Here is a 25,157-nt window from a genome sequence, read left to right as displayed (position 1 = left end):
ACCCCGCAACCCGACACCGCCCCACCCCTGACAGTTTCCCGGTGACGGTGGGTGAACTGCGATGGCTGGCAGGTGTCGACCTTGGTCGACACGCTTGATCCACGCCATGCTTGGATGCGAGCGAAGCGACCGGCGTTTGATTTTGATTTTGATTTTCTTTTTTCTTCTCCGTGGCTGGATGCACACGGAAACCGTCAGAGGCCGGGCGGGTGGGTTGCGCAGGACCGTTGGCGCCATGGATGGCGCCATCGAGCCCCCATGGATGGGTTTACGGCGTGTCCTGCGCAATCCACCCGCCCGGCCAAGCGCGGCTTTCCGCTTTACGCGACCAACCAACCAACAGCCACGAGGGGCTGCGCCGTTGGCTGGAACAACCTGTTACCCATACGGGGCATGTCCCCGTCACAGCTGCATGCGATGCTGATCACCTGATCCCTGCCAGCGAGAACGCCCGCATGACCACCATCATCGCCCCGCGCGTGCACGACATCGGCGGCCTGGAAGTCCGTCGCGCCGTCCCTACCCTGCAGGCCCGCAGCATCGGCTCGTTCGTGTTCGTCGACCAGATGGGCCCGGCCCTGATGCACCCCGGTACGGCCATCGACGTGCGCCCGCATCCGCATATCGGCCTGGCCACCGTCACCTACCTGTGGTCCGGTGCGATCGGCCACCGCGATACGCTCGGCTCGGACCAGGTGATCCGCCCCGGCGATGTGAACTGGATGACCGCCGGCCGTGGCATCGCCCATTCCGAGCGCACCCCGCAGCCGGACCGCGACCATGACAACCCGATCCACGGCATGCAGACCTGGGTGGCGCTGCCGAAATCGCACGAGGAAATCGAACCGGCGTTCTACCACCACGCCGCCGCCACCCTGCCCGAGCAGCGCCGCAATGGCGCATGGCTGCGGGTGATCGCCGGCCGTGCATATGGCGAGGAATCGCCGGTGAAGGTGTTCGCCGACACCCTCAACGTGGCGATCGACCTCGACCCGGATGCGGAGATCGACATCGACAACGGTCATCGCGAGCGTGCGCTGTACATCCTCGAAGGCCAGGCGCAGCTGGATGGCGTGGATGTGCCCGCCCAGCATCTGATCATTCCCGAAGCCGGCGCGGTCGGCCGCCTGCGCGCGAAGACGCCGGTGAAGGCGATGCTGTTCGGCGGCGAGCCGCTGGATGGCCCGCGTCACCTGTGGTGGAACTTCGTGTCCAGCTCGAAAGAGCGCATCGAGCAGGCCAAGCACGACTGGGAAGCCGGCCGCTTCGGCACCATCCCCGGCGACGACAAGGAGTTCATCCCGCTGCCGCAGTACTGAACATCGCGTGTTGCACACATCCGAAGGTGTATCCCTGCACCCGTCGTTGACGCTACAGTCACCCGCTGATCACTGAAATGTGACATAAATCACACTTTCACCGTCAAAGGAGTGCAACACATGAGCATGGGTAAACGCTTGTCCGCCGAGTTCCTCGGCACGTTCTGGCTGGTTCTGGGCGGTTGTGGCAGCGCGGTGCTGGCCGCCAAGTTCGGCGGTGACAGCAATCCCCTGGGTATTGGTTTTCTCGGCGTGGCCCTGGCCTTCGGTCTGACCGTGGTCACCGGCGCCTACGCGTTCGGCCATATCTCCGGCGCCCACTTCAACCCGGCGGTCAGCGTCGGCCTGTGGGCCGGCGGCCGTTTCCCGACCAGGGACCTGGTGCCGTACATCATTGCCCAGGTCGCCGGCGGCCTGCTGGCCGGCTTCATCCTGCTGCAGATCGCGTCGGGGGCCAGTGGTTTTGCCATCGACGGCAGCCAGGCCGGCGCATTCGCCAGCAACGGCTATGGCGCCCTGTCGCCCGGTGGCTACAGCGTGGCCGCGGCCTTCCTGTGCGAAGTGGTGCTGACCGCGGTGTTCCTGATCGTGATCATGGGCGCTACCCATGGCAAGGCGCCGGCGGGCTTCGCACCGCTGGCCATCGGCCTGTCGCTGACCCTGATCCACCTGATCAGCATCCCGGTGACCAACACCTCGGTGAACCCGGCCCGCTCCACCGCCGTGGCCTTCTTCGCCGGCAGCGGCGCGGTCAGCCAGCTGTGGCTGTTCTGGGCCGCCCCGCTGCTGGGCGGCGCGATCGGCGGCATCATCTACAAGTGGATCGGCAACGACCGCTGATCTGCAACCTGACCATTGCGGCCGACCCTCGGCCGCAATGGTTACGTCTGTAACCGCGAATTGTGCGATCGCTCACGTTCCGTTAAGGTTGAGTTGACCGTCCGTGCACATGCCGGGCGGGGCGGCATCCGGGGATGGGATGCCATGGCCGCCGGTCTCAGGGGGCCGAGCCAACCTACTCGTCACCTTGGGGGATGCATGAAGTTCGTGCCTGTCGTGTTGTCGAGCCTGCTGTTCGCTGCGGCCCAGGCCGCTGCCCAGGCGCCCACCGAATGCCCTTCGCTGCCGGCCAGCAGCGGCCTGCAATGGCAGCAGCAGGCGCAGGCCGATTTCCTGGTCTGCCGCGCCGCCACCGCAGAGGGCCGTGAAGTGCTGAGCCTGATGCTCAGTGCACGTGACCCGGCCATTCCACTGAACCGTTCGCTGCGCCAGGAAAAAGGCAGCTTCGGCGGGGAATCGCTGTACTGGTATCAGCCCGATCTGGGCGGCCAGCAGCCGCCCGGCTACGCCGAGCGCCGCATCAGCGTGGTCAAGCTCGACAAAGGGCGTTACGCGCAGATTTCGCTGTATCCGGACAGCGCGCAGGAACTGGGCTCGCTGCAGCAGCTGGCGCAGGGCATGAGCCTGACCCCGTCGGCCGTGGCCGCCGGTCGCTGAAGGTGGCGGGGATGACTGCCTGGCAGCGTCCCCGCAGCATCCGACGCGTGAGACGTCCGCCGGGCAGGGCCCGGCGGCGTTCCTCAGAACTTGCCTTCCTGGAAATCAACGAAGGCCTGCATCAGCTCCTGGCGCGTGTTCATCACGAACGGGCCGTGCCGCATCACCGGCTCGCGCAACGGACGCCCAGCCACCAGGATCAGCCTCGCGCCGTCGCTGCCGGCCGACAGATGCAGCTGCTCGCCGCCGCCGAGCACCGCCAGCTCCTGGCGGGCGACATCGCGCGCGGCATCCTGCTCGCCCACCGTCAGTGCCCCTTCGAACACATAGGCGAACGCGTTGTGGCCCTCCGGCAACGGGTACGTCCAGGCGCGATCGGGCGCCAGCGTGATGTCCAGGTACAACGGATCGGTGGCCGGCTGCACGATCGGCCCACGGGTGCCGTCGACCGTGCCGGCGATCACCTTCACTTCCACGCCGGTTTCCGGCCGTACCACCGGAATGCGCTCGGGCGCGAATTCCTGGTACTTCGGGTCGGTCATCTTTTCCTTCGCCGGCAGGTTCACCCACAGCTGGAAACCGCGCATCTGCCCGCTTTCCTGCTCGGGCATCTCCGAATGCACCAGGCCGCGGCCGGCGGTCATCCACTGCACGCTGCCCGGAGTCAACAGCCCTTCGTTGCCGTGGTTGTCGCGATGGCGCATGCGCCCGTCGAGCATGTAGGTGACGGTCTCAAAGCCCCGGTGCGGATGTTCCGGGAAGCCGGCGATGTAGTCCTCGGCGCGGTCGGTGCCGAACTCGTCGAGCAGCAGGAACGGGTCCAGGTCGGGCAGCGCCGGGCCGCCGATGACACGGGTCAGGCGCACGCCGGCACCGTCGGAGGTGGGCATGCCACGGATGGTGCGCAGCACGCGCGCCGGTTCGGGAAGGCTCATGGCGACTCCTGTTGGATGGATGCCAGTGAAGATGGACGCCATACCGCGTCTGGCCAATGGACGGCGCCGCAACCGATTGTTCCATTGCCGGTGTTCGCCGCGCGTCATGTCCAGCGCACGCCCGCACCGGCGCACACATCCACGCAACCTGCGTACGACCAAAGTACTACCGCAGAATGGTCCCGTGCACATTGACCCTGCCAGGGGCACGCGGGACTCTTTGCCTGTCTTTCCGGGAGAGAGCACCTCATGAAAGGGTTTTCCAAAATAGGCTGGGCCGCACTCGCGCTGCTCGGCGCGTTCTGTCTGGGCACCGTGGCCCTGCGCCGTGGCGAACACATCAATGCGCTGTGGATCGTCGTCGCCGCGGTGTCGTTGTATCTGGTGGCCTACCGCTTCTACAGCCTGTTCATCGCCAACAAGGTGATGCAGCTCGATCCGACCCGGGCCACCCCGGCGGTGATCAACAATGATGGCCTGGACTACGTGCCCACCAACAAGCACGTGCTGTTCGGCCACCACTTCGCCGCCATCGCCGGCGCTGGCCCGCTGGTCGGGCCGGTGCTGGCCGCGCAGATGGGCTACCTGCCCGGCCTGCTGTGGCTGGTGGTGGGCGTGGTGCTGGCCGGTGCGGTGCAGGACTTCGTGGTCCTGTTCCTGTCCAGCCGCCGCAACGGCCGCTCGCTGGGTGACCTGGTGCGCGAGGAGATGGGCCAGGTGCCCGGAACGATCGCGTTGTTCGGCGCATTCCTGATCATGATCATCATCCTGGCGGTGCTGGCGATGGTGGTGGTCAAGGCGCTGGCCGAAAGCCCGTGGGGCATGTTCACGGTGATCGCGACGATGCCCATCGCGATCCTGATGGGCGTGTACATGCGTTACATCCGCCCCGGCAAGATCGGCGAGATCTCGGTGGTTGGCCTGATCCTGCTGCTGGCTGCGATCTGGTACGGCGGCAAGGTCGCCGCCGATCCGGTGTGGGGCCCGGCGTTCACCTTCACCGGCACCCAGATCACCTGGATGCTGATCGGCTACGGTTTCGTCGCCTCGGTGCTGCCGGTGTGGCTGCTGCTGGCCCCGCGCGACTACCTGTCGACCTTCCTGAAGATCGGCACCATCATCGCCCTGGCCATCGGCATCCTGGTGGTGATGCCGGAACTGAAGATGCCGGCACTGACCCAGTTCGCCGCCAGTGGCGATGGCCCGGTGTGGAAAGGCGGCATGTTCCCGTTCCTGTTCATCACCATCGCCTGTGGTGCGGTGTCGGGTTTCCACGCATTGATTTCCTCGGGCACCACGCCCAAGTTGCTGGCCAATGAAGCGCACATGCGCTACATCGGCTACGGCGGCATGCTGATGGAATCGTTCGTGGCGGTGATGGCACTGGTGGCGGCCTCGATCATCGATCCGGGCATCTACTTCGCGATGAACAGCCCGGCGGCGGTGATCGGTGCCGATGCCGCATCGGCCGCGCACTACATCACCAACACCTGGGGCTTCACCATCACCCCCGAGCAGTTGACTGCAACGGCAGCGGCGATTGGTGAACCGACCATCCTGCATCGTGCCGGTGGTGCGCCCACGCTGGCGGTCGGCATCGCGCAGATCCTGCATGAAGCGATTCCCAGTGGCAGCGACGCGATGATGGCGTTCTGGTACCACTTCGCGATCCTGTTCGAAGCGCTGTTCATCCTGACCGCGGTGGACGCCGGTACCCGTGCCGGCCGCTTCATGCTGCAGGACCTGCTGGGCAACTTCGTGCCGGCCCTGAAGAAGACCGAATCGTGGACGGCCAACATCATCGGCACGGCCGGCTGCGTGGCCTTGTGGGGCTACCTGCTGTACACCGGCGTGGTCGATCCGTTCGGTGGCATCCAGACGCTGTGGCCGCTGTTCGGCATTTCCAACCAGATGCTGGCCGGTATCGCGCTGATGCTCGGTACCGTGGTGCTGTTCAAGATGAAGCGTGACCGCTACGCGTGGGTGACTGCCGTGCCGGCCGTGTGGCTGCTGATCTGCACCACGTATGCGGGTTTCATCAAGATCTTCGACAGCAACCCGGCGCAGGGTTTCTTGGCACAGGCGCACAAGTTCCAGGCCGCCATCGCCAGCGACACCATCACCGCGCCGGCCAAGTCGGTGGCACAGATGCAGCAGATCGTGGTCAACGCCTACGTCAACACCGGCCTGACCGCGCTGTTCCTGCTGGTGGTGGCCTCGGTGCTGGTGTATGCAATCAAGACCATCCTGGCCGCTCGCCGCAACCCGCAGCGCAGCGACCGCGAGACCCCGTACGTGGCGCTGAAGCCGCATGAAATGGTGGATCTGTGATGAGTACGCAACTGGTTCCCGTTGGGCAGTACCAGGCGCACCGCCGTATCTGGCGGCGCCTGGTGCAGACCGCACGGCTGTGCTGTGGCATTCCTGATTACGACAACTATGTCCGGCACATGCTGGAGAAGCATCCGGATCAGGAGCCGATGGACTACAAGACGTTCTTCCGCGAGCGCCAGGAAGCGCGCTACGGCGGACGCAACGGCGGCCGCTGCTGTTGAGGTTCTGTGTGGGTGCCGGGCTTGCAGCCCGGCGCCCGCAGAGGCCGGAGCAACTGCAACTGCAACTGCAACTGCGGGAGCGTCTGCTCTGGCTTTCTGTGGGTTTGGCGGGGCGGTGTGGGCTTGCAGGACACGCCGTAAACCCCTCCATGGGGGCTCGATGGCGCCCTCCATGGCGCCAACGGTCCTGCAAGCCCACACCGCCCCACCTTCGACAGATTGCCGGTGACGGCGACACACATGCGGGGTCAGATCCATTTTCCGAAGGAAAACGGATCTGACCCCTTCTGTTTATCGATATCTGACAGAAAAATCGTGTCGACCAAGGTCGACACCTACCCAAAGCCGCGCGTACCAGCAGTCGCCGTTACCCACAGCCGCGTGAACCTGTCGAAGGCGGGGTGGGTCCGGTTGCGGGGGCGTGAGCCGCATGGATGCGGCGACCGAGGCTACATGGACGTACTTGCGCCGCCCCCGCAACTGGACCCACCCCGCCATCCCGCGGAATGCCGCTCTGATCTTGCTTCGGCTTTGGCTTCGGCCTCTGAAGGTTCAGGGCTGCAAGCCCTGCTGACCTACTCCACCAGTGTGATCGGCGTCAGCGTGACCCTGGCGTTGTTCGCCGCGCCCATGCGATCGGTGTACGCCTGGCCGCGCTGCACCAGATAGAAGCTGTCCACGTAATCAATGTCATTGGAGAACCACGACGTCGGCATCGCCTTCAGAATCGCACCGGCGATATCGGCGATGACCGCGTACTCCGGTGCGAACGCGCCCAGTGCCGCCTTCACACCATTGCTCAGCGCCACCAGCAGGTCCTGATAGTTGGTGTCACCGTCATCCTCGAACAGCTGAACATTGGCAGCGTTGAAGCGGTAGTTGCCCCACAGGATCAGCGCCTGCTGCGGGGTGTAATCGGTCTTGTCGTAGTCCAGGTAGGGCATGTCGACGGTGGCCATCTCCGGTTCGGCCTTGCCGATCTGTAGTCCGGACACCACCGCGAACACCTCGGCCGCACCCAATGCCCACGGCTCCTGGTCATCGGCCAGTCGAATGCGGTCCAGACGGGTGATATCCAGCGACGCACGCGCGCCATCGGCCGAAAGCTGGATCCGCTCGGGCGACTGCAGGCCGCGTGCACGCAACCCGGCGTTGACCAGCGCCATGCCCTCGCGCACCGAACGACGGGTATCGACATCGACGATCAGCACCGGGAATGAGGGCGCATGCTTCGCATCCAGCACATGCGCGCGGCCCTGGGCGTCGTAGGCCGTCAACGTGGTCCAGTGGCGGTCATCACCGCGCGGCAGGCTGGCCACCCACAACTGGCGCGGAGCGGGATCGGCCAATGATTGGCCTTCAGGTACGTAGGCACGCAGCTGCAGCAGGCCCTCGCCCTGCTCCGGCAGGCCCTTGGCCTGGCGCAGCCGTTGATCGTTGCTGGCCAGGGCAGCACTGGCCCGGGTACGCGCCCCCGGGTCGAAGCGCTCGATCACCGCCTCCAGCGCCACCTCGTGCCCGGGCGATGCTGCCAGCGTGCGTTGCACGGCTTCGGCGAAGCCCGGCTGCGCGATCAGCAGCGCCACCTCGCGCGCACTGGCCTCGGTCACGGCCTGCACCTGGTCAGCCCGCGCGGCGACACCGCCCTGTGCAGCCGCAGCCGCGCTGACCAGCAGCAGTGCCAGCAGTGCAGCCCCTCGAATCAATGGTTGTTGCCTCATCCCAGCCCCCAGGCCAACGTCGCTGCGGATGAGCGACAGGAGCTGCCTACGCTACGACGCGGAAACCATACGATCCGGTATGTACCGCACAGTTCCACCTGCGGCCGGCAAAAAAAAGAGCCGAGCGTGGGCTCGGCTCTACACGGACTGCGTTTCCGCGAAGGCGACGGCCTCAGGCGCCGGCCATCCACTTCAGGATCAGGCCGGTGACATAGGCCAGCCCGGTGCCGGTGGCATAGCCCACTGTGCCGAGCAGTACGCCCACCGGCGCCAGCGTCGGATGGAACGCCGCCGCCACCACCGGTGCCGACGCCGCCGCACCGATGTTGCCCTGCGAACCGATCGCGAAGAAGAACAGCGGCGCACGCAGCAGCTTGGCGACGATCCACAGCACCAGCACGTGGGTGGCCATCCAGATCGCACCGAGCAGGAACAGCCACGGCCGATCCAGCAGCGACAACAGATTCATCTGCATGCCGATGCAGGCGATCAGGAAGTACAGGAACACCGTGCCCAGCCGCGAGGCACCGGCCGCTTCCAGCCGGCGCGCGCGGGTGAAGCTCAGGCCCAGGCCCATCGCGGTGGACAGCAGGATCACCCACACGAACTGGCTGTCCAGGCTGAACTGGCTGGCCCAGCTGATGTTGGCCTTGAACCAGCCCGACAGCGGCGCGGCGATCGCATGCGCCAGACCGACACCGCCCAGGGCCACGCCGACGATCACCATCAGGTCGGTCATGCTGGGGATGCGTGCGTTCTGCGCCTCGTAGGCACTGATGCGCGCCTTCATCTCGTCGATGGCACGGGTGTCGGCCCCGTTGCGGGTATCGATCTGCTGCGCGCGGTTGGCCAGGAACAGCAGGATCGCCATCCACAGGCTGGCGCAGGCCACATCGACCACGGCGAACTGGCCGAAGGTGGTCGCATCGGTACCGAACACTTCGCGCATCGCGACCATGTTGGCGCCACCCCCGATCCAGCTGCCGGCCAATGCGGCCATGCCGGCCCAGGTGTCACCGGCCACGGTTTCCGGGTGGATCAGCTTCATCAGCTGGAACGAGACAATGGCGCCGAGCATGATGCCGGCGGTACCGGCGCAGAACACGATCAGCAGCTTCGGGCCGAGCTTGATGACCCCTTTGAGGTCGATCGACAGGGTCAGCAGGACCAGCGCGGCCGGCAGCAGCACGTCGCGTGCAACCGGGTTGTAGAGCGAGGTGTTGTGGCCATCGATGACACCGGCGGTGTTGTAGATGGCTGGGATGAAGTAGCACAGCAGCAGCGCCGGCACCCAGGCAAAGATCTTCTTCAGCAAGGGGGTCGGGCCACTGGCGGCCCAGAAGATCAGGGCCAGGGTGGCGGCAATCAGGCCCAGGCCAACGATGTCGTTGCTGATCAGGGCGGTAGCGGGTTCGGTCGGCATGGGATCCTCTGTCGATCGAAAGAGCGGAGAAAAAAAAGCGCCGCTTAAAGCGGCGCATCCCGAGATTAACATTGTCTTCACGCCGGGTCATGCTGCAGTGCCGGCTGTCCTTCCTGGAGCCCGTCCCATGCAGCTTGGTGCCTTTTCGGTCAGTCTCTCGGTCAAAGACCTCCAGGCCTCCCGTGACTTCTACGAAGCCCTCGGGTTTTCGGTGACCGGTGGCGAGCCGGCACAGAACTGGCTGGTGATGCGCAACAACGGCATCGTCATCGGCCTGTTCCAGGGCATGTTTGAAGGCAATCTTCTGACCTTCAACCCGGGCTGGGACCAGCACAAGCAGGAACTGCCCCAGTTCCAGGACGTGCGTGAGCTGCAGGCCGAACTCGATGCCCGGGGCATCGAGCTGGCGGTGCGCACCGACCCTGACGGCCAGGGCACCGGGTATGTGCAGCTGGCCGATCCGGATGGCAATGTGATCCTGATCGACCAGCATGTGGCACGACCCAACGGGCGGTGACGCGTTCGGCATGCCAAGCAAGCCAGCCATCTACCGGTAGGCGTCGACCTTGGTCGACGGGCAGCGTTCCAGGCAGGGGTGGCGGCCGGATCAGGCCGGTCGTGATGCACCGAAGTCGAGGGTGGCGCGCGTGCCGCGCGGCTCGCAGGGATCCAGCTGCAGGGTCCAGCCCAGGTGTTCGCACAGCCGCGCGATCAGGTCCAGGCCGATGCCGCCGCCACGGTCGGCGCGCTCGCCACGGGCCATCCGCGCGTGGATCGCGGCGATCTCCTCCGGGCTCATGCCATGCCCAGGATCCTGCAGGGTCAGCACCGCCGACGCGCTCAGCCGCAGTTCGATATGGCCACGCCCGCTGTTCTCGATGGCATTGCGCAGCAGGTTGCCGATGGCCGCCTGCACCACCGCCAGCGGTGCGACGATATCCACCGGCGCGGCGTGGATGCCGATGCTCAGGTCCTTGTCGCCGAGCAGGTGGCGATGGTCGTCGACGATCTCCGGCAGCAGCTGGTCCAGCGCGATGCGCTCGGCGCGTGCGGCCAGCCGCGCCGGATCACGTGCCAGCACCAGCAGCAGCTCGATCAGCTGCTCCACGTTCTGCGCGGTACGCAGCACCCGCTGCACCTGCTGGCGCGCGCGCTCGGGCAGGCCCGGCTGTTCCAGTGCCAGCTCGGCCGCACCGGTCATCACCGCGATCGGCGTACGCAGTTCGTGACTGGCGGTGCTGATGAACACCCGCTCGCGCTCGACAAACTGCTCGTTGCGATCCAGATAGTCGTTCAGCGCATCGGCGATGGTATGCAGCTCGGAACTGCCACGCGGATCGACCTCGATGCGCTGCCCCTGCACGCCCGGGCGCAGCGCACCAATGCGCTGTGCCAGCAGGCTCAACGGGCGCACCATGCGCTCCATGCCGAAGGACGCCATCAGCACGGTGACGAAGATCATGATCACCCCGGCCAGCATCACCCAGCGCGTGGCGAACTGCTCCAGATCATGGAAGTCGGAGATGTCCAGCGCCAGCCCGACGCGGCCCATGGACCGGGTCTCGCGCACCATCACCGCCGTCTCCCGCCCCTTGATCATCACCCCGTCATGCAGCCCCGGGTGCAGCGTGCGCAGGCTGTCAGGCAGATTGACTGCATCGAAGCGGTACAGGCTGAGCGTGTCTGAATCCTGCCAGCGGTAGTGCGGCTCGTGTTCGACGTGCTCAACGATGCTGTCCAGCTCGGAATTGAGCAGCGCGCGCCAGGCGGCGTGTTCGGCGTGCTCGTGCACATAGTTGCCGACACTGAACACGGCCAGCGAAATCAGCGCCAGGTAGCCCAGCAACCACCACACCACGCGCCGATACAGCGGCCCCGGCTTACGCGCCTTCATCATCGACCTTGCCGTCAGTGCCGGGGGTGGCCTCGGCCAGGCGATAGCCGACCCGCGGCAGGGTATGGATCAGCTTTTCGCCGAACGGACCGTCGACACTGCGGCGCAGCTCGTAGACATGCGAACGCAGCAGATCGCCGTCCGGCGGCTCGTCGCCCCACAGCGCGAATTCCAGCTGCTGGCGGGTGACCGCGCCGGGGCTGGCGCGCATCAGCACTTCCAGCAACTTGCGGCAGGCCGGGTACAGGTGCAGCACCTGGCCGCCCCGCTGGGCTTCCAGGGTTGCCAGGTCCAGCACCAGGTCGCCCACCTCCAGGCGCTTGCGCGGGTTGCGGCCCTGCGCGCGCAACAGCAGCGCCTCCAGCCGCACTTCCAGTTCCGGCAGGGCGAACGGCTTGGTCAGATAGTCATCGGCGCCGGCGCGGAAACCGGCGATCTTGTCCGGCAGTTCGTCGCGCGCGGTGAGCATGATCACCGGCACCTCCGAGGCATGCTCGGCGCGCAGCCGTCGCAGCACCTCCGGGCCCTCCATGCGCGGCAGCATCCAGTCCAGGATCACCGCATCGTATGGATGACTGCCGGCCAGGTGCAGGCCGGTGATGCCATCCGGGGCCACGTCCAGCACATGCCCGCGCGACTCGAAATAGTCGAACAGGTTGGCCACCAGCTGGCGGTTGTCCTCGATCACCAACAGACGCATGCACGAAACATCCACGGAAGTTCGTACCATGGTAGCGCTGCGCATGTCGGAATGCGGTCGCCCTGCGCCGGTTCCGACGCCTTTCCTACCCCTGCCACGTCAGAGTGGCCGTTTTGCTCCCGGAGCCTGCCGTGCCCGTAGCCCTGCCCCACCGCTGGCGCCTGCCCCTGTTGTGGCTGCTGATCATCGCTGCGTTGGCAGCCGGTATCGGCCTGCGCCAACCGCAGCCGCCGGACGAGCCGCGTTTCGTGCTGGCCGCCCGCACCATGGTCGAAAGCGGGCAATGGCTGCTGCCGCACCGGGGCATCGAGCTGTATGCGGAGAAGCCGCCGGTGTTCATGTGGCTGCAGGCCGCCGCCTACGAGGTGGTGGGCAGCTGGCAATGGTCGTTCCTGCTGCCCTCGCTGCTGGGCGCCCTGCTCAGCCTGTGGCTGGTATCGGACCTGGCGCGCCGGCTGTGGTCGCCACGACACGCGGTCTATGCCCTGGCCGCACTGTTCTGCACCCTGCAGTTCGGGCTGATGGCCAAGCGTGCGCAGATCGACATGGTGCTGGTGGGCATGACCACCGTGGCCCTGTGGGGACTGTTGCGACACCTGTGCGAGCGTCGCAACCTGCCGGCCCTGTGGTTGGCCGGCTTCGCCGCCGGCCTCGGCACGGTCACCAAGGGCGTGGGCTTCCTGCCGCTGCTGATGGTGCTGCCCTGGTTCGGCTGGTGGCTGTACCAGCGCCGTCGCGGCTACACGGTGGCGGGCCCGCATCCGGCCACCCTGTTGTGGCTGATCCCGGCCTTCCTGCTCGGCGTAGGTGTGTGGCTGGCGCCGCTGGGCTGGGCCCTGCTGCACTCGCCCAGCGCCGAACTGCAGGCCTACGCGCATGAACTGCTGTTCAAGCAGACCGGCACGCGTTATGCCAACGCCTGGCATCACCGGCAACCGGTCTGGTACTACCTGCAGGTGATCCTCACGCTGTGGCTGCCGGGCAGCCTGCTGCTGCCGATGCTGTTCAGGCCCTGGTGGCGCCGCCTGCGCCGTGGCGACCGCCGCCAGTGGCTGTTGCTGGGCTGGGCGCTGCTGGTGCTGGTGTTCTTCAGCGCCAGCCCGGGCAAGCGCGAGGTGTACCTGCTGCCGATGCTGCCGGCGATGGCGTTGGCCGTGGCGCCGCTGCTGCCCGGACTGCTGCGCCGGCTGTGCGTACGCCGCTACCTGTTCGGCTACAGCGTGATGCTGATGCTGGCCACCGGCACACTGGGCGTGATGCTGTTGACCGAGCACCCCTGGGCGCTGGCGCAGCTGGAGCGGCGGGCGATGCCTGACACGCTGCTGCCGGTGCTGGGCGATGGGCTGCTGACCTTCGCCATCGCCCTGGCCACCCTGATCGTCTGGCTGCGGGTGCGTCGTGCGGCGACGCTGGTGCTGCTGACCCACGGCCTGCTGTGGATGCTCTACGGCCTGGTGCTGATCCCGGCGCTGGACCCCTATGCCTCGGCCTCGGCGTTGATGCGCCGGGTCGGCGCGCGGATCGGCCCGGACGCCGAGCTGGCGCTGGTCGCCTGGCGTGAACAGAACCTGCTGCAGGCCGACCGCCCGGCACGCGAGTTCGGTTTCAAGCGGCCCTGGGCCGAGCAATGGCACGACGCCGGCCCATGGCTGGCCAAGGCGCCTGATAAGCGCTGGCTGCTGGTGCTGGACGAGGCAATGAGCCCCTGCGTGGATCCGACCAAGGTGATCGATATCGGTGTTGCCAACAGGAATCGTTGGCAACTGCTTCCCGGTACGGCCTGGGACGCGCAGTGCCACGCCGAACGGGCCGGTGCGAACGCCGAAGAAGACTGAACGTTGGCACGCGCCGGGCAATCCTTAACCCGGCGCGAACGCGTGTCCGACCCTTCTCCGACATGCCGGTGACGAGCATGGGCGCGGATTCCCGAACCGCCCCTGCCCAGCATGCCCGTCCGTCCCATTGATTCGGTAGCGCCGCTTGCAACATCGCCACTGGCGTCAAAATTTGCCGTAACTCACCTCTGGCTGCCTGTCGCGATCGCTCTGCCGGTGTTCACCCTGCTGATGGGTTTCGGCGGCGACCAATGGGTGGCTGATCACCTGTTCCGCCTCGAAGGGGGCCGCTGGGCGCTGCAGGATGCGTGGCTCACCCGCACGGTGGTGCACAAGGCCGGCAAGTGGCTCAGCAGCGCCGCCGCACTGGTGGCGATCCTGCTGTGCTTCCATCACTGGCGGAAGGGGCGCGATCCCACGCTGCGCTGGGCGCTGCTTTATGTCGTCATTGCCATGGCCCTGGGCACCGGCGTGATCTCCCTGCTGAAGTCGCTGGTGCCGATGGAATGCCCCTGGGACCTGCTGCGCTACGGCGGGCATCAGCCTTTCATCGGTCTGTTCACCGCACGTCCTGCCGGCATGCAGGCACAGGCCTGCTTCCCGGCCGGCCATGCCAGTGCCGGTTACGCCTGGCTCTGCCTGTACTTCTTCGCGCTGTTGTGGCGGCCGTCCTGGCGCTGGGTCGGGCTGTGGATCGGCCTGGGCACCGGCCTGGTGTTCGGCATCAGCCAGCAGCTGCGGGGCGCCCATTTCCTTTCGCATGACGTTGCCACCGTGTTGATATGTTGGCTGCTGTCGCTGGGCCTATACCTGATCGTCAAACGCGTCCTGATCCACCGTCAGCCAGACCGTCCTCACCGCCAGGAGGCAAACGCATGAGTGCATCGGTCCAACGTCCCGCGCGTTTTCCTGCACTGGCCAACCTCCGCCACTGGCGACCGCAGTTGTCCACCGAAGCGCTGATCGCGCTGACCAGCCTGTTCTTTGCGGTGGCCGGCAACGGCCTGTTCTGGCACAGCGCGATGGCCAGCCATCCGGGCAGCCTGCGCTACGCGCTGTCGCTGCTGCTGTTGCTGCTGGGCGCGCACGGCGTGCTGCTCGGCATCCTGGTCTGGCGATGGAATGCCAAGGTGGTGATCAGTCTGTTGCTGCTGGTGACCGCATTCGCTGCGCACTACATGAGCCGCTACCACATCTATCTGGATGCGGACATGCTGCGCAATGTGCTGGCGACCGACCCCAAGGAAAGCCGCGAGCTGATGACCGTGTCGCTGGTATGGCCGGTGCTGCTGCTGGCGGTACTGCCGATGGCGGTGCTGTGGCGGGTGCAGCTGCGCCGCCGCAGCTGGGGCCGTAGTCTGCTGTGGCGCCTCGGCTTCCTGGTGGTGGCCGCAGTAACCGCACTGGGGGGTGCGCTGATCTCGTTCCAGGACGTCTCGGCGCTGATGCGCAACCAGCGTGAAGTGCGCTATCTCGCCACGCCGGCCAACGTGCTGCTGGGCATGCCGCGCGCACTGCGTGGCGACAACCCGGTGCAGCGCGCGCCGAAGCTGCCGATCGGCACCGATGCCAAGGCCACCCCGCGTGCGCCGGCCAGCAAGCCGCGCCTGCTGGTGATCGTGATGGGCGAGACCGTGCGTGCGCAGAACTGGGGCCTCAATGGCGGCCGCAACACCACCCCGGAGCTGGCCCAGGCCAGCGTGATCAATTTCCCGGACATGCACTCATGCGGCACCAGCACCGAGGTCTCGCTGCCGTGCCTGTTCTCACCATGGGGCCGCCACGACTACGACGAGAAGAAGATCCGTGCGCATCAGTCGCTGCTGCACGTACTGAACCGCGCCGGCATCGCGCCGCTGTGGCGTGACAACCAGTCCGGCTGCAAGGGCGTGTGCGAGAACCTGGATTTCCAGTCACTGTCCGATGCGACCACGCCGGGCCTGTGCGCGGACGGTCGTTGCATGGACGAGATCCTGCTGCAGGATCTGGCCACCCAGGTGCGCGCCCGGCCCGGTGACCGCGTGGTGGTGCTGCACCAGCTGGGCAACCACGGCCCGGCCTATTTCGAGCGCTACCCGGCTGCCTTCGCCCGCTTCAAGCCAACCTGCGACACCCGTGACATCGGCCGCTGCTCGCGCGAAGAGATCACCAACAGCTACGACAACGCGGTGCTGTATACCGATCACTTCCTGACCAAGACCATCGGCACGCTGCAGGGTATGCAGGATTACGACACGGCGATGATCTACCTGTCCGACCACGGCGAGTCGCTGGGCGAGAAGGGCCTGTTCCTGCACGGTGTGCCGTATGCGATCGCCCCGGCCGAGCAGACCCGGGTGCCGATGACGATGTGGTTCTCGCCGGGCTTCGCCAGCAGTCGCGGGCTGGATCTGCAGTGCGTGCGCAAGCGCTCGGCGGCGTATACCGACCACGACAACCTGTTCCCGTCGGTGCTGGGGCTGATGCAGGTGAAGACCTCGCTGTACGAACGCGACCGCGACGTGTTCGCCAACTGCGAGCGTTGAGGGTTGTTCGGCAGGGCTTGCAGCCCTGCACCTGCAGAGGCAACGGCCGAAGCAACGGCAGCAGCAACAGCGTGCATTCCGTGGGATGGCGGGGTGGGTCCGGTGGCGGGGGACGCCGTAAATACGTCCTTGTAGGCTCGGTCGCCGCATCCATGCGGCTCACGCCCCCGCCACCGGACCCACCCCGCCTTCGACGGTTTTCCGCGAGCGGTTGGAATGACCTTGGGGTCGGATCCGTTTTCCGGAGGAAAACGGATCCGACCCCATTTTGATTGTCGATACCTGACAGATGTGTCGACCAAGGTCGACACCCACCAACAGCCGCCGCGATCTGTCAGAGGTGGGGCGGTGTCGGAGTGCGGGGTGTCAGCCGCATGGATGCGGCTGCCAAGCCTACAAGGACGTACTTGCGGCGTCCCCGCACTCCGACACCGCCCCGCCACCCCACGGAATCACCGCTTTTGACGTTGACGTTGCCGTTGCTTGAACGCCTCTGCGGGTGCCGGGCGCGGCCCGGCCGACTTCCGCCACTTGCGGTGGCAGCGCCTGCCCACTAGCCTTCGGCCGTCGTTCACCACCCAAGGATCGCCCGTGAAACACCGTCATCTCCTGCTGGCCTCGGCAATCGCCGCCGCCACGCTGGCCCTGGCCGCCTGCAAGAAGGAACCCAGCCCAGGCACCGACACCGCCAGCAGCAGCACCCCGGCCGGCGAAACCGCCGACCAGTTCGTGGCCCGCATCAATGCCGAATTCAAGGCCGCCTACCCGGAGATGACCTCGGCCCAGTGGCTGTCCTCCACCTACATCAACAGTGATTCGGAACGCATCGCGGCCAAGGCCAACGAGCGCTCGCTGACCCAGCTCAACAGCTGGATCGAACAGGCCGCCAGGTTCGATGGCAAGCCGATGAGCGAGGACAGCAAGCGGGCGATCCACCTGCTGAAGCTGATGTCCTCGATGCCGGCGCCGCGCGACCCGGCCAAGCTGGCCCAGCTGACCCAGATCGCCACCCGCATGGAAGGCAGCTACGGTGCCGGCAAGTACTGCACCGACGCCAACGATCCGAACTCCTGCCGCCAGCTGGGCGAACTGGAGCAGGTGCTGGCGCGCAGCCGCGACTACGACAAGCAGCTCGATGCCTGGCAGGGCTGGCACAGCACCACCAAGAGCATGCGCGGCGACTACCAGACCTTCGTCAGCCTGGTGAACGAAGGCGCCAAGGGCATGGGCTTCACCGATGCCGGGCAGATGTGGCGCAGTGGCTACGACATGCCGCCGGAGCAGATCGGTCCGGAAACCGACCGCCTGTGGGATCAGGTCAAGCCGATGTACGAGCAGCTGCACTGCTACGCACGCGGCAAGCTGGACAAGACCTACGGCAAGGACAAGGCCGAAGTGGGCAACGGCCTGATCGCCGCACACCTGCTCGGCAACATGTGGCAGCAGGACTGGTCGAACCTGTGGGACCAGCTGGAACCGTACCCGGGTGCCGGCAGCCTGGACATCACCGCCGCACTTGAGAAGCAGTACCAGACCAACTTGAGTGCCGCGCTGGCCAAGGCCGGCAAGGACGCCAACGTCGCCGCGCAGTACAAGGCGCAGCGCGAGGCCGAACTGCGTACCGCCAAGCAGATGACCGAGCGCGCGCAGGACTTCTACGTGTCGCTGGGCATGCCGTCGCTGCCGCAGTCGTACTGGGACAAGACCCAGTTCATCAAGCCCGATGACCGCGACGTGGTCTGCCACGCCAGCGCCTGGGACATGAACATGGAAGGCGACGTGCGCACCAAGATGTGCATCAAGCCGAACGAAGAAAACTTCACCACCATCTACCACGAGCTGGGCCACATCTATTACGACCTGGCCTACAACCCGCTGCCGCCGCTGTTCCAGGGCGGTGCCAACGATGGCTTCCACGAAGCGATCGGCGACACCATCGTGCTGGCGATGACGCCCAAGTACCTCAGCTCGATCGGTCTGGTCGACGCACCGACCGAAAGCCGTGAGGCGGTGATCAACAACCAGATGCGCATGGCGCTGTCGGGCGTGTCGTTCCTGCCGTTCGGGCTGATGATCGATCGCTGGCGCTGGGGCGTGTTCGACGGTTCGATCACTGCCGACAACTACAACAAGGCCTGGTGGGACCTGAAGGCCAAGTACCAGGGCGTGGCCCCGGCCAGCACCCGTGGCGAAGAATTCTTCGACCCGGGCGCGAAGTACCACGTGCCGGGCAACACCCCGTACACCCGCTACTTCCTGGCGCGCATTCTGCAGTTCCAGTTCTACAAGGGCCTGTGCGACGCGTCCGGCTACAAGGGCCCGCTGCATGAGTGCACCTTCTACGGCAACAAGGAAGCCGGCCAGAAGTACTGGGCGATGCTGAGCAAGGGTGCCAGCCAGCCGTGGCAGGCCACGCTGAAGGAACTGACCGGCACCGACAAGCTCGATGCCGGCCCGATGATCGAGTACTTCACCCCGGTCAACGAGTGGCTGAAGCAGCAGAACGAAGGCCAGATGTGCGGCTGGCAGGCCAACGCGGCGCCGGCGGCGAAATGAAAGAAGGGGCGGATCCGCGAGGATCCGCCCCTTTCCGGTAGTGCCAGCCGCTGGCCGGCACTACCGCGAAGTGGATCAGCTGTTCTTCTTCGCCGCCATCGCCGCGGCCAGCTCGGCCTTGAATTCCTCGAAGGTCTGGCCCTTCTCCTTGGCTTCGGCCTGTGCGGCATCGCGCAACGCGTCCGAATACATCAGGCGCACCGGCGTGCCATTGCGTTCGTGCAGCTCACCGGCCTGCATGATCAGCGCCAGTACCTGCGCAGCGCTCTCGCTGTGGCCGGCAATGCGCCCATCCATTCCCAGCACCCATTCACCGTCGCGGCGCACGACACCGGCCAGCAGGGTGCGCTGCGCGTCGCGCAGTTCGGCATGCGGTTCAACCGGCGACGCCTGCGCAGCGGCCTTGTTGGCGGCCTGCTTTTCCTGGCGACGGCGTTGGTCGCGGCGGGTCTTGGAGCTGGTGGACATGGTGCGGTACCGCTGCGAAAGGGGGGCGCAAGGATAGCGCACCCCGCCCGCCACGCCGCTTCACACCCCTCAGTCCAGCACTTTGCCGTGCCGCCAATAGCCCATGAAGGTGATCGCACGACGGTCCAGGCCGCAGTCGCGGACCAGATGGCGACGGATCGCCATCACCGCCCCGGCCTCGCCTGCCACCCAGGCATACAGCGGCCCGGCGACGCTGGCATCAGCCTGCTCCCACAGGATCTGCGCGTCGACATCGATCTCCTCCAGTTGGTCATCGGCGGACACCGCCGAGGCCGCCGCCAGCCGCGCCTGCACCGCCTGCAACAGCGGCTGACCGTGGGCCGCCTGACCACGCGGCAACCAGACCAGCTCGGCCGTGGCCGGCGCCTTCAGCGGCACCGCATCGCCGGCCTGGGCGACCTCCAGCAGCGCCAGCGTGCGCGGCGGATCGGCCAGCGCGGCCAGTTCCTCGAGGATGCCGGCCACTGCCGGCAGCGCGGTTTCATCGGCCACCAGCAGCACTTGGCCGACACCGGCCGGCGGCTTCCATTCCCAGCCTTCGCTGCTGTCGGCGCAATCGGCATCGGGCGCCAGCAGCACCACGCGGTCGCCTGGCCGCGCATGAATGGCCCAGCGCGAGGCCGGCCCGGTCTCGCCATGAATGACGAAATCGACGTCGACCTCGCCCTGCTCGGCGCGCAGCTGGCGGATGGTGTAGGTGCGCATCGGCGGGCGCTGGTCGTCCGGCAGGGCCCGATAGCGCGGATACCAGTCTTCGCCGCTGGGCACCTGCGGCACCTGCTGGCCGGGCAAGGGGAAGAACACCTTGATGCGCTGGTCCGGGCCTTCGGTCTTCATCCGCGCCACGTCGGCACCGGTGAACACCATGCGGTCCAGGGAAGGGGAAAGAACGCGGCGCTCCTTCAGCGCCACCTCGAACAGGCGGTAGGTCTGCTGCGCAGCCATGGGGGAACCTCATGCGACGACATCGGATCGGCTGGCGGTCGTGCACCCACGCACTGGCTGGCTGGAGTCTCCAGCCTAGTCCGGTCGTTCCCCGTCGCAAGGGATCTGGGCAGCGCGGCCTGCCCTACCCCTGCGCGCTGCTCAATGGCCCGTGCAGGCCGCCTGTGCCGCGCGCTCGCGCTGGTGTTCCCAGAACCAGAACACGAAGCCGGCGGCGAAGAACGCGGCCTGGCCCAATGCCAGGTGCAGCGGGCTGGCACTGAGCAGCGGCGACACCACGCCGGCCACCACGGTGCTGAGCATCAGCTGCACGAAGGCCTGCAGCGACGAGGCCAGGCCACGCTGGTGCGGGTACATGTCCAGCACCGCCAGCGCCAGGATCGGGAAGATCAACGCCATGCCCATGCCGCCCAGGAAGATCGGCAGCACCGCCCACGGCAGCACGAACTGCGGCGCCAGCGCCACGTAGCCGACGTTGAGCAGCACCGACAGCGCGCACAGGCCGAAACCGATGGCGATCTGGCGCGTCGGCGTGGTGTGGCCGGCCATGCGCCCGGACAGGAACGAGCCGGTGGTCATGCCACCAATGGTGGGAATGAACAGCCACGCGAAACCGCCCTCGCCCAGATGCAGGTGCTGCATCACGAACACCGGCGCCGAGGAGATGTACAGGAAGATGCCGCCGAAGCCGATGCTGCCGGCCAGCGCCAGGCGCAGGAAGCGCGGGTTGAAACCGATGCGCACGTAATCGCGCAGCAGCACGCGCGGCGACAGCGGCAGCCGCGCCTCGACCGGGTGGGTTTCCGGCAGGAACCGCGCGGTGGCCGCCAGCAGCACCAACCCGAACACCACCAGGAACCAGAAGATCAGCGGCCAGCCGGCACCGCTGAGCAGGATCCAGCCACCGATGATCGGTGCGATCGCCGGCGCGATGCCGAACAGCATCGACACCTGGCTCATCAGCCGCTGTGCGTCATGACCGTGGTACAGGTCGCGGATCACCGCGCGACCGACGATCATGCCCACGCCCGCCGACAGGCCCTGCAGCGCGCGGAAGGCCAGCAGCGTGCTCAGGTCGGTGGACAGCGCGCAACCGACCGAGGCGCCGACAAACACCACCAGGCCACCGAGGATCACCCGCTTGCGCCCCCAGGCGTCGGACAGCGGGCCGTGCGCCAGGCTCATCAGGCCGTAGAACAACAGGTACACGCTGATGGTCTGCTGCACCGCCACCTCGTCCACCGCCAAGCGCTGGGCCAGCTGCGGGAAGGCCGGGAAGATGGTGTCGATCGAGAACGGACCGAACATGGCCAGGCCGGCGAGCAGCAGAGCCATGCGGCGGGTGGAAGGAGCAACAGCGGCGGTCATGGAAAAGGTGTCCGGCAGGGCCATGCGCGGCACGCACGGCCGGCGCCGGTCCCCTTGCGGCAGGGACGGCGCCAGATGAATACGAGAATCCGGCCATCATAGGTGGGGATTGCACGCGATGCCATGCAGCGCTGCACAAAACGCACGACCGGGCCATCGGCCATTCAGGCCCGGCGGCACCGACCGGCGGCCGCCGGCGGGCCCGCAACGGGCTATAATCGCCGGGCAACACGGTGGGAGAAGCGGAACACCGCTGCCGAAGGCGCAACGCCCGTAATCGCTCAGGCCCGATACCACCCGTAACACAACTCTGGAGAGACCGGTTCGATCCGGCGCCGAAGGGGCACGAAGCTGCGGTTGGCCGCGCTTTTAAACTCTCAGGCAAAAGGACAGAGGGGCGCCCCGCAGACCGCCGACCGGCGGCTTGTGCCCGTGCGTGTGCCCTTTCCTGACGGATCCTTCGCCATGTCCCAGAACACCCCTTCCCTGCGTGAGCTTGAGCACCACTCTGCGTTCGTCGAGCGTCACATCGGCCCCAACGATGCCGAGATCGCGCAGATGCTCGACGTCGTCGGCCACGCGTCGCTGGATGCGATGACCGATGCCATCGTGCCGGCCAAGATCAAGTCGCCGGCGCCGCTGGCGCTGCCGCAGTCGATGACCGAAGTGCAGGCACTGGCCAGGATCCGTGCGATCGCCGACAAGAACACCGTGCTGCGCAGCTTCATCGGCCAGGGCTACTACGGTACCCACACGCCGAACGTGATCCTGCGCAACATCCTGGAAAACCCGGCCTGGTACACCGCCTACACCCCGTACCAGGCGGAAATCTCGCAGGGCCGCATGGAAGCGCTGATCAACTTCCAGACCCTGTGCGCCGACCTGACCGGCATGGAGATCGCCAACGCCTCGCTGCTGGACGAAGCCACCGCCGCCGCCGAAGCGATGACCCTGGCCAAGCGTTCGGCCAAGTCGAAGTCGGACACCTTCTTCGTGCACGATGCTGTGCACCCGCAGACCCTGGAACTGCTGCGCACACGCGCCGAGCCGATGGGCATCGTGCTGCGCGTCGGCACCCCGGCCGAGGCCCTGGAAGCCGAAGCGTTCGGCCTGCTGCTGCAGTACCCGGATACCTTCGGCCAGGTCGGCGACTACAAGGCGCTGGTGGATGCCGTGCACGCACGCGGCGGCCTGGTGGCCGTGGCCACCGACCTGCTGGCCCTGACCCTGCTGGCCGCCCCGGGCGAATGGGGTGCGGACATCGTGGTCGGCAACAGCCAGCGTTTCGGTGTGCCGTTCGGCTTCGGTGGCCCGCATGCGGCCTTCATGGCCTGCCGCGATGCCTACAAGCGCTCGATGCCCGGCCGCCTGATCGGCGTCTCGATCGACGCGCAGGGCAACCCGGCCTACCGCCTGACCCTGCAGACCCGCGAGCAGCACATCCGCCGCGAGAAGGCCACCTCCAACATCTGCACCGCGCAGGTGCTGCTGGCGGTGATGGCCTCGATGTACGCCGTCTACCACGGCCCGGACGGCCTGACCCGCATCGCCCGCCGCACCCACCGCCTGGCCTCGATCCTGGCCGCGGCGCTGCGCACGGCCGGCGTGCAGGTCGGTGGCGACTTCTTCGACACCCTGCACATCACCGGCGTGCATGCCGATGAGATCCACGCCAAGGCGCGCGCCGCCGGTTACAACCTGCGCGCGATCGACAGCGACTCGGTGGGCATCAGCCTGGACGAAACCACCACCCGCGCCGACGTGGTTGCGCTGGCTGCGGTGTTCGGTGCCCAGGCCGACGTCGACGCGCTCGATGCCAGCACCGCCGATGCACTGCCGGCCGGCCTGCTGCGCCAGTCCGCGTTCCTGACCCACCCGGTGTTCAACACCCACCACAGCGAGCACGAACTGCTGCGCTACCTGCGTTCGCTGGCCGACAAGGACCTGGCGATGGACCGCACGATGATCCCGCTGGGTTCGTGCACCATGAAGCTCAACGCCACCGCCGAGATGATCCCGGTGACCTGGCCGGAGTTCTCGCAGATCCATCCGCTGGTGCCGGCCGACCAGGCACTGGGCTACAAGGAACTGATCGATACGCTGGAAGCGATGCTGGTCGAATGCACCGGCTACGATGCCGTCAGCCTGCAGCCGAACTCCGGCGCGCAGGGCGAGTACGCCGGCCTGCTGGCGATCCGCGCCTACCACCGCTCGCGCGGCGAAGGCCACCGCGACATCTGCCTGATTCCCGATTCGGCGCACGGTACCAACCCGGCCTCGGCGCAGATGTGCGGCATGAAGGTGGTGGTCACCAAGACCGATGCCAACGGCAACGTCGATGTCGAAGACATCCGCGTCAACGCCGAGAAGTACAGCGACCGTCTGGCCGCGATCATGATCACCTACCCGTCCACGCACGGCGTGTTCGAGGAAGAAGTGGTCGAGATCTGCGAGATCATCCACCAGCACGGCGGCCAGGTGTACACCGACGGCGCCAACATGAACGCCCTGGTCGGCGTGGCCAAGCCGGGCAAGTGGGGTTCGGACGTTTCGCACCTGAACCTGCACAAGACTTTCTGCATTCCGCATGGCGGCGGCGGTCCGGGCGTGGGCCCGTGCGCGGTCAAGGAGCACCTGGCACCGTTCCTGCCGGGCAAGCTGGGCGACAACGGCCCGGTCGGCATGGTCAGTGCGGCCAGCTTCGGCAGCGCCTCGATCCTGCCGATCAGCTGGATGTACATCGCCATGATGGGCAGCGAAGGCCTGCGCAAGGCCACCCAGGTCGCGCAGCTCAATGCCAACTACATCGCCAAGCGCCTGGCCCCGCACTTCAAGACCCTGTACACCGGCCGCAACGGCCTGGTCGCGCATGAGTGCATCCTGGACGTGCGCCCGCTGGAGAAGACCAGCGGCATCGGCGCCGAAGACGTGGCCAAGCGCCTGATCGACTTCGGCTTCCACGCCCCGACCCTGAGCTTCCCGGTGGCCGGCACGCTGATGGTCGAGCCGACCGAGAGCGAATCGCTGCACGAGCTGGACCGCTTCATCGACGCGATGATCCAGATCCGCGAGGAAATCAGCGCGATCGAAGACGGCCGCCTGGACCGCGAGGACAACCCGCTGAAGAACGCGCCGCACACTGCTACCGCAGTGACCGCCAGCGAGTGGACCCACGCCTACCCGCGCGAACTGGCCGCCTTCCCGCTGGCCAGCCTGAAGCAGAGCAAGTACTGGCCGCCGGTGGCACGCGTGGACAACGTGTACGGCGACAAGAATGTGATGTGCGCCTGCATCCCGGTCGATGCCTACAAGGATGATGAAGTCGAGGCGTAATCCTTCGACCCATCGGAAATGAAAACGGCCCGCGCGAGCGGGCCGTTTTCATAAGGGCGTGT

19 protein-coding genes and 1 riboswitch are annotated in these 25,157 nt (G+C 66.7%); of the genes, 11 read left to right on the top strand and 8 right to left on the bottom strand.

Translation table 11 applies throughout. The annotated features are described in order from the left end of the window. The first annotated feature begins 455 nt into the window (after window positions 1-455). The 3 genes from AC5YGJ_RS17670 (at window position 456) to AC5YGJ_RS17660 (ending at window position 2,816) form a co-directional block, all read left to right on the top strand. Entirely contained in the window at window positions 456-1,319 is an 864-nt protein-coding gene (locus tag AC5YGJ_RS17670; protein ID WP_249843231.1) for a pirin family protein, read from the top strand. Between the two features lie 120 nt (window positions 1,320-1,439). Continuing rightward, window positions 1,440-2,159, top strand: coding sequence for an aquaporin Z (aqpZ, locus tag AC5YGJ_RS17665; RefSeq protein WP_496187280.1), 720 nt, complete (start codon window positions 1,440-1,442; stop codon window positions 2,157-2,159). Between the two features lie 198 nt (window positions 2,160-2,357). Beyond that, window positions 2,358-2,816 (top strand): hypothetical protein, encoded by a 459-nt coding sequence (locus tag AC5YGJ_RS17660; RefSeq protein ID WP_309333333.1) that lies wholly within the window; start codon window positions 2,358-2,360, stop codon window positions 2,814-2,816. An 83-nt stretch (window positions 2,817-2,899) separates the two neighbouring features. Here AC5YGJ_RS17660 and AC5YGJ_RS17655 read toward each other — a convergent pair whose 3' ends face one another. After that, complete coding sequence (locus AC5YGJ_RS17655; protein WP_496187279.1) at window positions 2,900-3,751, bottom strand: pirin family protein; 852 nt, start codon at window positions 3,749-3,751, stop codon at window positions 2,900-2,902. A 249-nt stretch (window positions 3,752-4,000) separates the two neighbouring features. Between AC5YGJ_RS17655 and AC5YGJ_RS17650 the strand changes: the two genes are divergently transcribed. Together AC5YGJ_RS17650 and AC5YGJ_RS17645 are read left to right on the top strand one after the other, a co-directional pair. After that, the gene (locus AC5YGJ_RS17650) at window positions 4,001-6,082 is read left to right on the top strand and encodes a carbon starvation CstA family protein (RefSeq protein WP_249843228.1); all 2,082 of its coding nucleotides are present in this window, start codon (window positions 4,001-4,003) and stop codon (window positions 6,080-6,082) included. Further along, window positions 6,082-6,306: a YbdD/YjiX family protein gene (locus tag AC5YGJ_RS17645; RefSeq protein WP_049467479.1), complete on the top strand. Its 225-nt coding sequence runs from the start codon at window positions 6,082-6,084 to the stop codon at window positions 6,304-6,306. The genes AC5YGJ_RS17650 and AC5YGJ_RS17645 overlap by 1 nt, the downstream gene beginning before the upstream one ends. A 575-nt stretch (window positions 6,307-6,881) precedes the next feature. On the opposite strand, the gene AC5YGJ_RS17640 is transcribed toward AC5YGJ_RS17645, so the two are convergent. Both AC5YGJ_RS17640 and AC5YGJ_RS17635 read right to left on the bottom strand, forming a co-directional pair. Continuing rightward, on the bottom strand, window positions 6,882-8,027 hold the full coding sequence (locus AC5YGJ_RS17640) for a DUF3103 family protein (RefSeq protein ID WP_309338192.1): 1,146 nt from the start codon (window positions 8,025-8,027) through the stop codon (window positions 6,882-6,884). A gap of 172 nt (window positions 8,028-8,199) precedes the next feature. Continuing rightward, window positions 8,200-9,450 (bottom strand): DUF819 family protein, encoded by a 1,251-nt coding sequence (locus AC5YGJ_RS17635; protein WP_249843226.1) that lies wholly within the window; start codon window positions 9,448-9,450, stop codon window positions 8,200-8,202. A gap of 127 nt (window positions 9,451-9,577) precedes the next feature. Here AC5YGJ_RS17635 and AC5YGJ_RS17630 point away from each other — a divergent pair, with 127 nt between their 5' ends. Further along, a complete protein-coding gene (locus AC5YGJ_RS17630) occupies window positions 9,578-9,967 on the top strand; it encodes a VOC family protein (RefSeq protein ID WP_496187284.1) in 390 nt (129 codons plus the stop codon). A 90-nt stretch (window positions 9,968-10,057) separates the two neighbouring features. On the opposite strand, the gene AC5YGJ_RS17625 is transcribed toward AC5YGJ_RS17630, so the two are convergent. Next, the gene (locus tag AC5YGJ_RS17625) at window positions 10,058-11,344 is read right to left on the bottom strand and encodes a sensor histidine kinase (RefSeq protein WP_496187283.1); all 1,287 of its coding nucleotides are present in this window, start codon (window positions 11,342-11,344) and stop codon (window positions 10,058-10,060) included. Continuing rightward, a complete protein-coding gene (locus AC5YGJ_RS17620) occupies window positions 11,331-12,044 on the bottom strand; it encodes a response regulator transcription factor (protein ID WP_496187278.1) in 714 nt (237 codons plus the stop codon). Before AC5YGJ_RS17620 ends, AC5YGJ_RS17625 begins: the two co-directional genes overlap by 14 nt. A gap of 113 nt (window positions 12,045-12,157) precedes the next feature. Here AC5YGJ_RS17620 and AC5YGJ_RS17615 point away from each other — a divergent pair, with 113 nt between their 5' ends. The 4 genes from AC5YGJ_RS17615 to AC5YGJ_RS17600 all read left to right on the top strand — a co-directional run bounded on the left by AC5YGJ_RS17615 (window position 12,158) and on the right by AC5YGJ_RS17600 (window position 18,960). Beyond that, complete coding sequence (locus AC5YGJ_RS17615; RefSeq protein ID WP_496187282.1) at window positions 12,158-13,879, top strand: ArnT family glycosyltransferase; 1,722 nt, start codon at window positions 12,158-12,160, stop codon at window positions 13,877-13,879. Window positions 13,880-13,990: 111 nt separating this feature from the next. Continuing rightward, window positions 13,991-14,758: a phosphatase PAP2 family protein gene (locus tag AC5YGJ_RS17610; RefSeq protein WP_496187277.1), complete on the top strand. Its 768-nt coding sequence runs from the start codon at window positions 13,991-13,993 to the stop codon at window positions 14,756-14,758. Further along, window positions 14,755-16,404, top strand: a complete 1,650-nt coding sequence (locus AC5YGJ_RS17605) for a phosphoethanolamine transferase (RefSeq protein WP_496187276.1) — start codon at window positions 14,755-14,757, stop codon at window positions 16,402-16,404. The genes AC5YGJ_RS17610 and AC5YGJ_RS17605 overlap by 4 nt, the downstream gene beginning before the upstream one ends. Window positions 16,405-16,995: 591 nt before the next feature. After that, window positions 16,996-18,960: a M2 family metallopeptidase gene (locus tag AC5YGJ_RS17600; protein WP_309339200.1), complete on the top strand. Its 1,965-nt coding sequence runs from the start codon at window positions 16,996-16,998 to the stop codon at window positions 18,958-18,960. Between the two features lie 75 nt (window positions 18,961-19,035). On the opposite strand, the gene AC5YGJ_RS17595 is transcribed toward AC5YGJ_RS17600, so the two are convergent. From AC5YGJ_RS17595 to AC5YGJ_RS17585, 3 genes are all read right to left on the bottom strand, one after another. Continuing rightward, window positions 19,036-19,428 (bottom strand): hypothetical protein, encoded by a 393-nt coding sequence (locus AC5YGJ_RS17595; protein ID WP_008265644.1) that lies wholly within the window; start codon window positions 19,426-19,428, stop codon window positions 19,036-19,038. A 69-nt stretch (window positions 19,429-19,497) separates the two neighbouring features. Beyond that, complete coding sequence (locus AC5YGJ_RS17590) at window positions 19,498-20,394, bottom strand: siderophore-interacting protein (protein ID WP_496187275.1); 897 nt, start codon at window positions 20,392-20,394, stop codon at window positions 19,498-19,500. A gap of 141 nt (window positions 20,395-20,535) precedes the next feature. After that, the gene (locus AC5YGJ_RS17585; RefSeq protein WP_496187274.1) at window positions 20,536-21,762 is read right to left on the bottom strand and encodes a multidrug effflux MFS transporter; all 1,227 of its coding nucleotides are present in this window, start codon (window positions 21,760-21,762) and stop codon (window positions 20,536-20,538) included. Between the two features lie 300 nt (window positions 21,763-22,062). After that, window positions 22,063-22,165: riboswitch (glycine riboswitch) on the top strand. A 62-nt stretch (window positions 22,166-22,227) separates the two neighbouring features. Between AC5YGJ_RS17585 and gcvP the strand changes: the two genes are divergently transcribed. After that, window positions 22,228-25,095, top strand: a complete 2,868-nt coding sequence (gcvP, locus tag AC5YGJ_RS17580; RefSeq protein ID WP_496187273.1) for an aminomethyl-transferring glycine dehydrogenase — start codon at window positions 22,228-22,230, stop codon at window positions 25,093-25,095. Window positions 25,096-25,157: the final 62 nt, after the last annotated feature.

Source organism: Stenotrophomonas sp. CS3K5, assembly GCF_059515225.1.
This window is presented reverse-complemented; position numbering and strand designations above follow the sequence as displayed.

Excerpts from the sequence above, each read along its gene's own strand:
- AC5YGJ_RS17670 (WP_249843231.1), top strand. The coding sequence starts at position 456 with ATGACCACCATCATCGCCCCGCGCGTGCACGACATCGGCGGCCTGGAA.
- aqpZ (WP_496187280.1), top strand. The coding sequence starts at position 1,440 with ATGAGCATGGGTAAACGCTTGTCCGCCGAGTTCCTCGGCACGTTCTGG.
- AC5YGJ_RS17660 (WP_309333333.1), top strand. The coding sequence starts at position 2,358 with ATGAAGTTCGTGCCTGTCGTGTTGTCGAGCCTGCTGTTCGCTGCGGCC.
- AC5YGJ_RS17655 (WP_496187279.1), bottom strand. The coding sequence starts at position 3,751 with ATGAGCCTTCCCGAACCGGCGCGCGTGCTGCGCACCATCCGTGGCATG.
- AC5YGJ_RS17650 (WP_249843228.1), top strand. The coding sequence starts at position 4,001 with ATGAAAGGGTTTTCCAAAATAGGCTGGGCCGCACTCGCGCTGCTCGGC.
- AC5YGJ_RS17645 (WP_049467479.1), top strand. The coding sequence starts at position 6,082 with ATGAGTACGCAACTGGTTCCCGTTGGGCAGTACCAGGCGCACCGCCGT.
- AC5YGJ_RS17640 (WP_309338192.1), bottom strand. The coding sequence starts at position 8,027 with ATGAGGCAACAACCATTGATTCGAGGGGCTGCACTGCTGGCACTGCTG.
- AC5YGJ_RS17635 (WP_249843226.1), bottom strand. The coding sequence starts at position 9,450 with ATGCCGACCGAACCCGCTACCGCCCTGATCAGCAACGACATCGTTGGC.
- AC5YGJ_RS17630 (WP_496187284.1), top strand. The coding sequence starts at position 9,578 with ATGCAGCTTGGTGCCTTTTCGGTCAGTCTCTCGGTCAAAGACCTCCAG.
- AC5YGJ_RS17625 (WP_496187283.1), bottom strand. The coding sequence starts at position 11,344 with ATGAAGGCGCGTAAGCCGGGGCCGCTGTATCGGCGCGTGGTGTGGTGG.
- AC5YGJ_RS17620 (WP_496187278.1), bottom strand. The coding sequence starts at position 12,044 with ATGCGTCTGTTGGTGATCGAGGACAACCGCCAGCTGGTGGCCAACCTG.
- AC5YGJ_RS17610 (WP_496187277.1), top strand. The coding sequence starts at position 13,991 with ATGCCCGTCCGTCCCATTGATTCGGTAGCGCCGCTTGCAACATCGCCA.
- AC5YGJ_RS17605 (WP_496187276.1), top strand. The coding sequence starts at position 14,755 with ATGAGTGCATCGGTCCAACGTCCCGCGCGTTTTCCTGCACTGGCCAAC.
- AC5YGJ_RS17595 (WP_008265644.1), bottom strand. The coding sequence starts at position 19,428 with ATGTCCACCAGCTCCAAGACCCGCCGCGACCAACGCCGTCGCCAGGAA.
- AC5YGJ_RS17590 (WP_496187275.1), bottom strand. The coding sequence starts at position 20,394 with ATGGCTGCGCAGCAGACCTACCGCCTGTTCGAGGTGGCGCTGAAGGAG.
- AC5YGJ_RS17585 (WP_496187274.1), bottom strand. The coding sequence starts at position 21,762 with ATGACCGCCGCTGTTGCTCCTTCCACCCGCCGCATGGCTCTGCTGCTC.
- gcvP (WP_496187273.1), top strand. The coding sequence starts at position 22,228 with ATGTCCCAGAACACCCCTTCCCTGCGTGAGCTTGAGCACCACTCTGCG.